Origin of the sequence: Longimicrobium sp. (assembly GCF_036280135.1) — a bacterium.
Taxonomy (GTDB): domain Bacteria; phylum Gemmatimonadota; class Gemmatimonadetes; order Longimicrobiales; family Longimicrobiaceae; genus Longimicrobium.
Genome location: NZ_DASURI010000552.1, coordinates 1 through 10828, shown reverse-complemented (window position 1 = coordinate 10828; position 10828 = coordinate 1). Strand labels below are relative to the sequence as shown.

Annotated in this window: 10 protein-coding genes and 1 pseudogene; 4 read left to right on the top strand and 7 right to left on the bottom strand. The window is 69.9% G+C overall.

The features are described from left to right. Positions 1-134: 134 nt before the first annotated feature. Positions 135-791 carry a TMEM175 family protein gene (locus VFZ20_RS17780; protein ID WP_329685265.1) on the top strand — a complete coding sequence of 219 codons (657 nt, stop codon included), beginning with the start codon at positions 135-137 and terminating at the stop codon, positions 789-791. A 58-nt stretch (positions 792-849) separates the two neighbouring features. Here VFZ20_RS17780 and VFZ20_RS17775 read toward each other — a convergent pair whose 3' ends face one another. From VFZ20_RS17775 to VFZ20_RS17760, 4 genes are all read right to left on the bottom strand, one after another. Further along, positions 850-1833 (bottom strand): C39 family peptidase, encoded by a 984-nt coding sequence (locus tag VFZ20_RS17775; protein WP_329685264.1) that lies wholly within the window; start codon positions 1831-1833, stop codon positions 850-852. Positions 1834-2073: 240 nt separating this feature from the next. After that, positions 2074-2541: a GNAT family N-acetyltransferase gene (locus VFZ20_RS17770; RefSeq protein ID WP_329685263.1), complete on the bottom strand. Its 468-nt coding sequence runs from the start codon at positions 2539-2541 to the stop codon at positions 2074-2076. A 149-nt stretch (positions 2542-2690) separates the two neighbouring features. Then, entirely contained in the window at positions 2691-3227 is a 537-nt protein-coding gene (locus VFZ20_RS17765; RefSeq protein ID WP_329685262.1) for a hypothetical protein, read from the bottom strand. Continuing rightward, complete coding sequence (locus VFZ20_RS17760) at positions 3224-3811, bottom strand: hypothetical protein (protein WP_329685261.1); 588 nt, start codon at positions 3809-3811, stop codon at positions 3224-3226. Before VFZ20_RS17760 ends, VFZ20_RS17765 begins: the two co-directional genes overlap by 4 nt. Before the next feature lie 165 nt (positions 3812-3976). Between VFZ20_RS17760 and VFZ20_RS17755 the strand changes: the two genes are divergently transcribed. Then, a complete protein-coding gene (locus VFZ20_RS17755) occupies positions 3977-4825 on the top strand; it encodes a formate/nitrite transporter family protein (RefSeq protein ID WP_329685260.1) in 849 nt (282 codons plus the stop codon). A 117-nt stretch (positions 4826-4942) separates the two neighbouring features. On the opposite strand, the gene VFZ20_RS17750 is transcribed toward VFZ20_RS17755, so the two are convergent. Beyond that, positions 4943-5908 carry an SMP-30/gluconolactonase/LRE family protein gene (locus tag VFZ20_RS17750; RefSeq protein WP_329685259.1) on the bottom strand — a complete coding sequence of 322 codons (966 nt, stop codon included), beginning with the start codon at positions 5906-5908 and terminating at the stop codon, positions 4943-4945. A gap of 415 nt (positions 5909-6323) precedes the next feature. On the opposite strand from VFZ20_RS17750, the gene VFZ20_RS17745 reads away from it, so the two are divergent. Both VFZ20_RS17745 and VFZ20_RS17740 read left to right on the top strand, forming a co-directional pair. Beyond that, the gene (locus tag VFZ20_RS17745; RefSeq protein WP_329685258.1) at positions 6324-6971 is read left to right on the top strand and encodes a DsbA family oxidoreductase; all 648 of its coding nucleotides are present in this window, start codon (positions 6324-6326) and stop codon (positions 6969-6971) included. A gap of 260 nt (positions 6972-7231) precedes the next feature. Next, complete coding sequence (locus VFZ20_RS17740) at positions 7232-8011, top strand: creatininase family protein (protein ID WP_329685257.1); 780 nt, start codon at positions 7232-7234, stop codon at positions 8009-8011. 6 nt (positions 8012-8017) lie between these two features. On the opposite strand, the gene VFZ20_RS17735 is transcribed toward VFZ20_RS17740, so the two are convergent. Then, entirely contained in the window at positions 8018-8380 is a 363-nt protein-coding gene (locus VFZ20_RS17735) for a hypothetical protein (protein WP_329685256.1), read from the bottom strand. A 418-nt stretch (positions 8381-8798) separates the two neighbouring features. Then, positions 8799-10828: pseudogene (locus VFZ20_RS17730) on the bottom strand (hypothetical protein); the annotation flags it as partial.

Below are 10828 nucleotides of genomic sequence, written 5' to 3'. Positions count from 1 at the left end.
GCAGAGTACTTCATCGCGGGGGACGAACTCCTCTGCGCCTCCGCGGCTCCGTGTGAGTCAGTCTGCTGGTCTGCCCGATTCTTGCCCGGTGGTGTGGACGAACCCTCGACAACCGTTCCTGGCGCTGGCCGCAGATGAGCGAGCACGATCCGACCGGATACTCTTCCCACGGCGTGAGCCCGCACCGGCTCAACGCCCTGAGCGACGCCGTGTTCGCCATCGCCATGACGCTCATGGCCCTGGAGATCACCGAAACGCTTCCCGACCACCTGCCCATCCGTGACCACACGGACGCCCTGCTGCTGCAGCTGCTTTCCTACGCGCTGGGATTCCTGATCCTGGGCCTGTTCTGGTCCACGCACCAGGCGCAGTCGCACTACACGGCCCACACGGACCGCGTGCACACCTGGCTCAAGATCGCGTTCCTGTTCTTCGTGGCGCTCATCCCCGTGGCCGCGTCGCTGCTCAACAAGGCCATCCACGAGCCGTCGTCCATCCTCGTCTACGGGATCACGCTCACGGGGGCGGCGTCCATGAACCTGGCCCAGTGGACGTACGCCACCGCGGGCCGCCGGCTCGTGCGCAACGACCTGGAGACGCGCGTGGTGCGCCGAATCCAGCGCCGGCTCATCATCGTCATCGCGGCGTACTTCGTGGTGATGGCGGTCTCCTTCTGGAACCCGCTGGTGAGCGTGGGGATGTTCATGCTCATGCACCTGGTGGCCGTGTTCATCCCCGCCGCGCCGCCGGAGACAGGGCCCGACGCGGACGAGGTGCCGGCCGGTGGATGAAATGGATGAGGCCGGCTCCCGGGGGGAGCCGGCCTCGATCACTTCGGGACGGGGGTGCTCAGGGCACCAGGTACGTCTCGTGGTAGCGCACGGTGTTGGGGTCGAACGTCGTGCAGCTGCCCTGCCACGGGGTGGTGATGGCCTTGCCCACGATGCCGCGCGGGTACCGCACGCCCGCCCCGCCCGATCCGCCGTAGCCCGCGCCGTTGCACAGCTGCTGGCCCCACACGCCGGCGGGATCGTTCATCGTATAGTTCGTGCCGTCGTTGCCGATGAGCAGCATCACGTGCCCCGCGCTGGTGAACTTGCCGTGGATGATGACGGGCCGCTGCTTGTTGAGCTCGGCCTCCATCTCCGCCACGGAGCCCGTCTCCATGTGCACGCGCAGGCGCTGCTTGATCCCCGCGCGGGCCGCCAGGCGGTTGAAGATCGTGTCGAGCTTGAACTCGTCCTGCGACTGCTTGCGGAACTCCTGGTAGATCTGGTCCGGCGTGTAGTTGGCGCCGTAGTACTTGAGCAGCATCGCCATGGTCGTGTTGGCGCAGGTGGCGCCGGGCTCGTACGTGTTGGCGTACTGAAAGAAGTACGGCACGTTGGAGATCAGGTCGCGGATGGTGAAGTCCTTGTACGCGCCCGCCACCTGCGTCCCCGCCGCGTTGTAGCCGCGCACGTAGATGCGCCGCACGCCCACGCCCGTGAACTTGTACGTCACCGGGAAGTTGTTCGCGCGGTCGGTGCTGCTGCCCAGCAGGTACGTGCCGTCCGCGAAGTACTTGATGGTGACGATGTCGCTCGTCGCGTCCGCGCGAAAGGTGACCGGGTTGGTCGCCACGCTGCCCGCGGGGCTCACCCACGCCAGCGTGGCCGTCCCCGCGAGGGTGCGGAGCGCCGATGCGGGACTCGTGGCACGGGTGAGGTCCGCGTCGCACGCGGCCAGCGGCAGGGCGGTGAGCAACGCGGCCAGGCACCAGCGCCTGCCGCGCGCGGTGCGTGTGCGCCGCGGCGGCTCGTGCAGCCGCGGGACGAGGGTGGAACGGGTCATGGCGCCTCCGAGGGTAGTGGATAGGTAAGGGTGGGCGAGGCGAAAACCCGGAATTTCCGTACCCCGATCTTGATCATCTCCGTCCGGAATGCGCCGTCCAATAGGTAAGTGCTTGCGGCTCAACAGATGAGAAAAATCGGAGCCCGCAGCCGAATTCGGCTGCGGGCTCCGATCTGATTTGTAGCTTGTTCCGCCAATAATTCGTTTCGGGCGGATGACGGATCGGTCGCACCTTCTCCCTCAGCCGATGTCCTTGCGGAAGTGCACGGATCGCTCGACCTCCTCGAAGCCGAGCGCACCGTGCGCGCGGTGGCTGTCGACGTTGTCCAGCAGCGCGTCGGACGCCATCTCGCGGTAGCCGTGCGCGGCGGCCCATCGCTCCGCCGCCGCCATCAGCGCCGCGCCGACGCCGTGGCCGCGCACGTCGCGGTCCGTGTACCAGCCCTCCACGTACGGCGTGGGCCCGTCGCATCCCTCCGCGTACGAGCGGACGGACATCTCCAGGAACCCACGCAGTCCGCCCTCCGCCCGCGGCGCCACGAACACGACCACGAGCTCGGGATGGTCGGGGCCGGGCATCTGCCGCGTCTCGGCCTCGTGCTCTTCGATGGGATGATGCGGCCACAGGCCAAAGCGCATCCGCGCCCACTCGGCCTCGTCGGACGGCTGCACTTCATGAACGGGATGCGGATGGGCTGGATTCAGCATGGGCTTCGACGGGGAATGGGCAGATGGATCACGGTTGCGGATGAGCGGTCTCGGGGGATGATAACGCTCAGCCGCGCTCCCCGGTTCCCGGCGCCTGGAGGGCTGATGGGCGGTTCAGACGCCGTCCTGGCGAACGCCGATGCCTGGGTTCAACCGTCAGCCGGCAGAACGAGCGCGGTCTGCAGTTCGGCGGAGGCGGGTCGAGTGGCCTGAATCGGCTCCCCAACCCCCAGCAGCGCCCCCAGGTCCAATGCCGAACGCACATTGACAAAGCGGCGACGCGGGCCGACGTACACCGTTACCGGTTTTCCCGCATTGGCCAGGTTCTCCACGTTGGCCAGCGTCCCCCGGCTCTCTCCGTCCCACAGCATGATCCCGCACTCCGCGGCATCGGCCATGGCGCGATCCTTCACGGAGTAGAAATCGAAGCCGCGCACGCCGGGCGGGGTCGGGATACGGTGGGCAGGCCACGCCCCCTCGTTGTTGCGCGGTGCGGAGCCCACGAAGTACACCTCCACGTGGGGATACCGCCACTCGGCCAGCTGCTGCTGCATGGCCCTGTCCGCGCCGTTCGCGTCGCCCACGAGGATCTGCATCCGCCGGCGCACGATCTCCGCGAGCCGGGCACGGATCGGCTCGTTCAGTCGCGACATCTTGCGCGAGCCGCCCAGGAAAACCCGGTTCATGCCTTGCTCCTCGTTCGGGTGAGCGCCAACACGGCCAGAGAGGCAGGCCTCCCGCGAAGCCGCACGGTGCGGGCCGCTTCCTTCATACTTGCCCCCGAGCGGTAAAGATCATCCAGGAGAAGGACGTGCCGCCCGGCGAGCGTATTTCCCTGTACATCGAAGGCGTCCTTGAGTGCCGCCTCGCGCTCCGCCATCTCCTCGACCCGCTTGAGTTCGGGCGTTTCCTTCACCTTCACCAGGCTTCGCAGATCGTACTCGATTTCCAGGTTCCTTGCCAGATTCCTGGCGATGGCCAGGAGTGGCTGAAACGGGCGTGGACGGCTGGGCGGAACGGGCACGACCACCTCCACCAGGAGCCGTCGGGATCGAAGAAAGTCCGCAGCTGCGGCCGCGAGATCAACGCTGGCGGAACGCTCGCCCTTGTACTTGAGGCGATAGAGTTTCTCCCCGAGCTCCGAGCGAACGGTCTCGAACTTCGGGCGGCCTTCCAGGTCATAGCCGAGGAACTCCGCGCCGAGCGTATGGACCTCCAGCGTAAAGCCGGCATCCCAGGGCCCGACGATGGGATACGGATCAAGCTTCATCGGCAGACCTGTTCCCGAAGAGGATGAGCGGTTCGCGATGACAGCCCAAAGTTGTCAAAGAACGCGGGGAGGATCAACGGGTCATGGACCTGGAACGACACCGGCCCTGCTCTTGCGCCCCGGGATCGCTCGAAGCGCACATCTGCCGCCATCGCAAGGACGCCCGTGAGCGACGCACGCCCGCAGCACGACGACCGGCCGGAGCGCGTGCCGGACCTGGACGAGCACGAGGAGCAAAAAGCGACGGAGGAGCAGTCGCTGGACGCCAAGACCACCTTGGAGGTCATCCGCCGGCAGGGTGAAAAGGAGCTGGAGCGGGCCACGGCCGGCCTGGCGTGGTCCGGGCTGGCGGCGGGGCTGGCAATGGGGTTCTCGCTGGTGGCGCAGGGCGTGTTGCGGCACGGGCTGCCCGACGCGGAGTGGCGCCCGCTCGTGGTGAGCCTGGGCTACGCGGCCGGTTTTCTGATCGTGATCCTGGGCAGCCAGCAGCTGTTCACCGAGAACACGCTGACGGCCGTGGTGCCGCTGCTGGCGCGGCGCGATGGGCGCACGCTGGCCAACGTGGCGCGGCTGTGGGCCGTGGTGCTGGTCGCCAACCTGGCGGGCGCGCTGCTGTTCGCGCTGGTGGCCGCGCGCACGGAGGCGTTCTCGCCGGAGATGCGGCACGCGTTCGCGGAGCTGTCGCGCGAGGCCACGGAGCCGTCGTTCGGGCTGACGGTGCTGCGCGGCATCTTTGCCGGCTGGCTCATCGCGCTGATGGTGTGGATGCTGCCCGCCGCGCAGGCCGCGCACCTGTGGGTGATCGTCATCATCACGTGGCTGGTGGGCGCGGCGCACCTGTCGCACGTGGTGGCGGGCGCCGTGGAGGCGTTCTACCTGGTGTGGGCCGGCGAGAAGGGTTTTGGCGACGCGCTGGGCGGATTCGTGCTGCCGGCGCTCATCGGCAACGTGCTGGGCGGGACGGCGCTCGTGGCCGCGCTCAACCACGGCCAGGTCACCGCCGGCGAAGGCTGATCCGCACCCCCGCATCCACAGAAGTGACGAGACGCAGGGCGCCCTGGCCGCGCCCTGCGTCTTTTCCTGCTGTCCCCTGTAACCTGTCCCCCGCCGTTGCCCGCTATTCCCTATTACCTATTCCCTATTCCCTGCCGTCCGTCCCGACAGCGCCCAGATCTCCACCCGCCCCTGCAGCGCCAGCGGGATCGCGATGAGACCGCGCCGCGTATCCACGCCCAGGTCCGCCGGCTGCCACAGGTCGCGGACGACGCGCTGCGTGTGCTGTCCGTCGATCACGTGCAGGCTGCTGTCGGCCCAGCAGGTCACGAGCAGGCGGCCGTCCGCCAGCCGCTCCACGCCGTCGAACTTGCCCGGCCCGCGCGCCAGGATGGTGCGCACGCTGTCGCCCGGGCGGATGGCGTACACCTCGCTGCGGAACGGATCGAACGAGACCACGATCCACCGCTTTCCGTCCGGGTCCCAGGTGATGCCGTTGGGCCGCCCCAGCCCCGCGCCCGACGCGATGGTGGACACCGTCCGGTCCGGCGCGATGCGAAAGATGCGGTCGCCGCCCTGGTAGATGACGCCTTTGTCCGTCATGGCGATGCCCGTGTCTGTCACGTGCAGCGCGCCGTCCGGGCCCACCGCCACGTCGTTCAGCAGCACGGCGCGCTGCGGGCGCAGGTCGATGGTGGCCAGCGGCGCACCCGTGCGCCGGTCGAACCCGCGCAGGACGTCGATGTCCGCCACCCACAGCGTGTCGCCGCGCAGCGCCATTCCCTTGGGCGCGTTTAGCACGACGCTGTTTTTGCCGCCCTGGATGAAGACTTCCGCGCGGTCCGTGGCCCCCGCGAACACGCGGGCGATGTAGCCGTTGCCGTCCTTGAGCGAGCCTGGCCCGGCCATGTTGGAGACGAAGTACACGTCCTGGTCCGGGTCGTAACGCACGGATTCCGGAAAGCCGAAGCCCTCGATGCGCGTGAGCATGCGCGCGGCGGCCGGCGCCTCGGCGGCCTGCGACGAGCGGCACGCGCCCAGCAGCGCGCAAAGGGCCAGGGCCTGCAGCGGACGGATGAGCCGGTGCGCCATGGTGATTCCCATCGGGTGAGCCGAATCCCACGATCGAACGGGGGATCGCCGGATGCGAGACATGTGCCGATGTGGACAGGTCCCGGGAGCCATCGAATCCACAGGACCACCCGGAAGCGTCATCCCGAGGAGCCGCCGCGCGGACGCGGCCCGTGCGTGATCCCTGGCGGCGACGAAGGATCTTGTGTGCGAAGCTCTGCGGCGACTCTCGTGCACGAACGCCGCCTCCATGGTTTGAACGCAAGATCCTTCGGTCGCGCTAGGGCCCCGTGTCACGGCGGATCCGCGCGGCGCTCCCTCAGGATGACGCGTTTCTGCGAGTCATGCCAGGAGGCCAAGGTTCATCCGCGTCCGGGCTCGCGGCGGCCGGCATCGTGCACTACGATCAGGCAGCGCAGGTCATCCGAAGCAGATTACGGAGTGGTGGATGCAGATCGAAGTATGGGCCGACGTGGTGTGCCCGTGGTGCTGGATCGGCGAGACGCGCCTGTTTCGCGCGCTGGAGCAGCGGCCCGACATCCAGGCGGAGGTGGTGTGGCGGCCGTTCCAGCTGCAGCCCGACATCCCGCCCGAGGGGCTGCCCTGGGACGAGGTGGTGCGCACCAAGTTCGGCGGGCCGGAGCGCGCGCGGGCCATGTTCCAGCACGTGGCCGATGCCGGCGCGGGCGACGGGCTGCGGTTCGACTTCGAGCGCATTGCCGCGCACCCCAACACGCGCGACGCGCACCGCTTGGTGCTGCTGGCGCAGGAGGCCGGCATTGCCCGCGAGATGGCCGAGGCGCTGTTCCGCGCGAACTTCCAGGAGGGCCGCGACGTGGGCAAGACGGGCGTGCTGGCCGACGTGGCCGCGGGCGTGGGGCTGGACCGCGACCGCGTGGCGCGCTTTCTGGCCGGCGACCAGCTGTCGCGCGTGGTGGACGAGAGCCAGGCCGAGGCCAAGGCGCTGGGCGTGGACGGCGTGCCCTTCTTCGTCATCGACGGCAAGTACGCCTTTTCCGGCGCGCAGCCGCAGGAGACGTTCGTGGCCGTGCTGGACCGCGTCCTCGCGATGGAGGCCGGGGCCGAAGCGGAGTGAGCTGGACGGGGTCGCCATGAAGACCACCGGCCGGCACGGATGCGCGGGACAGGTCTACAGAAGGCCCCGTGTGAGAATGCTGTTTCGTCGCGCCATAAAGCAGCTAGCTTGAGAGAATCTTTGACCTCGAACGCTTGCTCGGTCCGCAGTGCCCGCGAGCTTCTCATCATCCGATATCGCTTGCATGTGAGTGACTGGCCCGGTAGGCTGTCCGCGCCCGGTAAAAGACCTCAACGATCCGCGGTGCAGAGGGAGCAACGATGGCAGGGCGGCCGTACATCCTGGCGGAGACCAACTGGAAGGCGGTGCAGCGCACGCCGTTCGACGTGGCGGTGCTGCCGTGGGGCGCCACGGAAGCGCACAACTGGCACCTGCCATACGCCACGGACGTCATCCAGTGCGACGCCGTCGCCGCCGAGTCCGCGCGTCGGGCGTGGGAGCGGGGCGCGCGCGTGGCCGTGCTGCCCACCGTGCCGTTCGGCGTGCAGACGGGGCAGCTGGACATCCCGTTCTGCCTGAACCTGAACCCGTCCACGCAGCGGGCCGTCCTGCGCGACCTCGTCCATGCGCTGGCGGGGCAGGGCGTGCGCAAGCTGGTGATCCTCAACGGACACGGCGGCAACGACTTCCGCGCCATCATCCGCGAGCTGGTGCCGGACGCGGGCCTGTTCCTGTGCGCCATCAACTGGTGGAGCTGCCTGGACGCGCGGCCGTACTTCGACCAGCCCGGCGACCACGCCGGCGAGCTGGAGACGAGCGTGATGATGCACGTGGCGCCCGACCTGGTGCTGCCGCTGGACGAGGCCGGCCCCGGGGCGGAGCGCAAGGCGCGCATCGCCGGGTTGCGCGAGGGGTGGGCGTGGGCGCCGCGGCCGTGGACGGCCATCACCGACGACACGGGCGTGGGCGATCCGTCCGCCGCCACACCGGAGAAAGGCGCCGCCTACCTGGACGCCGTCGCCGAGCGCATCAGCGGCTTCCTCGTGGAGCTCGCCGCGGCGGACGTCACGGACCTGTACGGGGACGCGCCGGGCGCGTGAGCCAGGCTACCGGCGCCCGCCCTCCTTGCGCTCCTCGTTGTCGATCTCGCCGGCCAGGAACAGCACCGTCTCGCGCGTCCCGGGGCTGAAGCGCTCCCATTCGTCGTCGCAAAAGAGCGCGAGGTGCCGCAGCCACGCCAGCCGCCAGAGGGCCCGCGACCGGCGCATGTCGTCGAACGCCATCGACAGCACCTCGTCGCGGCCCTTGATCGTTCGGAACAGGGCGAGGTAGCGCTCGTGCGCGGTGCGCGACGGGTCGTCCATCACGGCGCGGCACTCGTCCATGATGCGCGTGCACAGCCGGTCCAGCAGCACCGGCTTGAGCTCGCGCAGGATCCTCCAGTCCGCTTCGGGGAAGTCTCCGCTCATCGTCTCGTCCTCGTGTCGATCGTTCGGCAGGGTCCGGCGAGGCCAACGATGTGAACGCCGTGCACGTCGCGCAAGCGTCGTCCGCCGACGAGGCGGATCAGCGGTCGGCAGATGAAGAACGGCCCCGCGACCGGTCTGGTCGCGGGGCCGTTTTCAATCGATCATCCGCACTGGGCCGCCAATCATCACACCCGATCCGGAAAAGCGTTGTTTTCCTGAGGGGCCCTCTCGAGCCCGACCGCACCGGGTGCGTGTGGCCCCGAAGGATCTTCCCGCCCTGGCAGGGACCCAGCCAGGCGGCGAAGTCCCTGCCCCGCGAAGGAGATCCTTCGGTCGCGCCAAAGTCCTGCGCATGTTCAGGTTACGCGTGGCGCTCCCTCAGGAAATCAACCCGTTGTGCGGTCGGTGCGATTCGGCCTCAGCGACCCGGGACAGATTCGATCGGCGGAAGCCCCAGCGTCCGCGCGGCCTCGTTGAAGCGCGCGACCTCGTCCGCCAGCACGCCGTCCAGCCGCGGGCGAATGGCCGTCCACTGCGCGTCCAGGTCCGCCGCGCGCCGGTAGCGCGCCTCCGTGGGGCGGCCTTCCGCGCTGCCGGCGCCGTACCCCCCGTCGCCCACGAGCGTGCCGTACAGGGTGCCGAACTGCGCCATCAACCCCGCCGGCGTGCCCAGGTCGCCCGGGGCCTGCGCCGGCACGAGCAGCGCCCGCGCCCGCGCCGTTCGCGCCAGCAGCGTGTCCGCCGCGGCGCGCAGCGCGGGCGACGCCGCGCCCGTGCTGTCCGCCTGCCGCACGAGGGCCCGCGCCCGCGCGTCCACGGAGGCGAGGGCCGCCAGCCGGCCGTTCATCTGCTCGATGGTGTCGCGTACGGCGGAGGACAGCGCGTGCTGCGCCTCGTAGTCCGCCCGGGTGATGGAGGGATCGCGCGGGTCGCCCGTGACGACGAGCGGGTGGGACGTCGTGTCGCCGCCGACGGTGAGGCGCACGCGGTAGTCGCCCGGCGGCATCTTTACGCCGCCCATCCACCCGCGCGCCTCGCCCGTCTCGGAGAGCGACCGCGGGCCCGCGCCGCGCAGGTCCCAGACGACGCGGTGAAAGCCGCGCGCAGCCCGCAGCCGGCGCGTCCCCAGCCGCTCCGCCTGGACGGAGTCGGAGTGAAAGGCGCGAACCGTCCGCCCGTTCGCATCCAGCACGTCCATCCGCACCTCCGGCACGTCCGCCGGGAGCGCGTAGTGGATGAGCGCGCCGTGGGGCAGGTCGTCCGGCAGCACCAGATCCACCTCCTGCAGGGGCGGGCCGACGACCCCGCGCGCCGCCGGACGCGGCGTGTACAGCCGCACGGTCCCCGCGCGGGCGTCCGCCGCCAGCTCGCGCAGGGGCGTGAGGTCGTCCAGCACCCAGAACGAGCGGCCCTGCGTGGCCAGCACCAGGTCGCCGCGGTGCACCTTGATGTCCATCACGGGCGTGGCGGGCAGGTTCAGCCGCAGCGGCTGCCAGCGCGCGCCGTCATCGAACGAGACGAACAGGCCGAACTCCGTGCCCGCGTACAGCAGCCCGCGCCGCGCCGGGTCCTCGCGCACCACGCGCACGGGGTGGTCGGCGGGGATGCCGTTGGTGCCATCCGCCAGCCGCCGCCACGTGCGCCCGAAGTCGTCCGTGGCGAACACGTACGGGGCAAAGTCGTCCATCCGGTACCGGTGCACGGCCACGAACGCCCGGCCCGGCGCGTGCGGCGACACGTCGATGCGGCTCACCGTGCCCAGCCGCGGCATCCCCGGCGGCGTCACGTCCGTCCACGTGCCACCCTCGTCGCGGGTGACGTGCACGCGCCCGTCGTCCGTCCCCACCCACAGCGTCCGCGCGTCGTGGGGCGAGGGCGCCACGGCAAAGATGGTGGTGAACACCTCCGCGCCCGTGTGGTCGGGGGTGATGGGCCCGCCGGGCCAGCGCTGCAGGGTGGTGTCGTTCGTCGTCAGGTCCGGCGAGATGCGCTCCCAGCGGTCGCCTCCGTCGCGGCTGCGGTACAGGTACTGGCTGGCGTAGTACAGCGTGCGCGGGTCGTGCGGCGAGACGACGGCGGGAGCGATCCACTGCCAGCGGTTGATCATGTCGCGCGGGGCCACGGCCGTGTTCTCGGGATACACGCTCACGCTCACGCGCGTGTCGGTGGGCACGTGCATCCGGTTGAGGTTGCCGCCGTAGCATCCGCCCCAGATCGTCTCCGGGTGGTCGGGGTGCAGGGCGACGGGGCCCGTCTCGCACCCGGCCGCGAAGGTCCACTCCTGCTGCGGCCGAAGCGTGTTCTCCAGCCGCCGTGACGGCACACCGATGCTGGTGTTGTCCTGCTGCGAGCCGTACAGCCGGTACGGCACCTGGTTGTCCGTGACGACGTCGTACAGCTCCGCCGTGGGCTGGTTGTACATGGACGAGAAGGTGCGCCCGTTGTTGA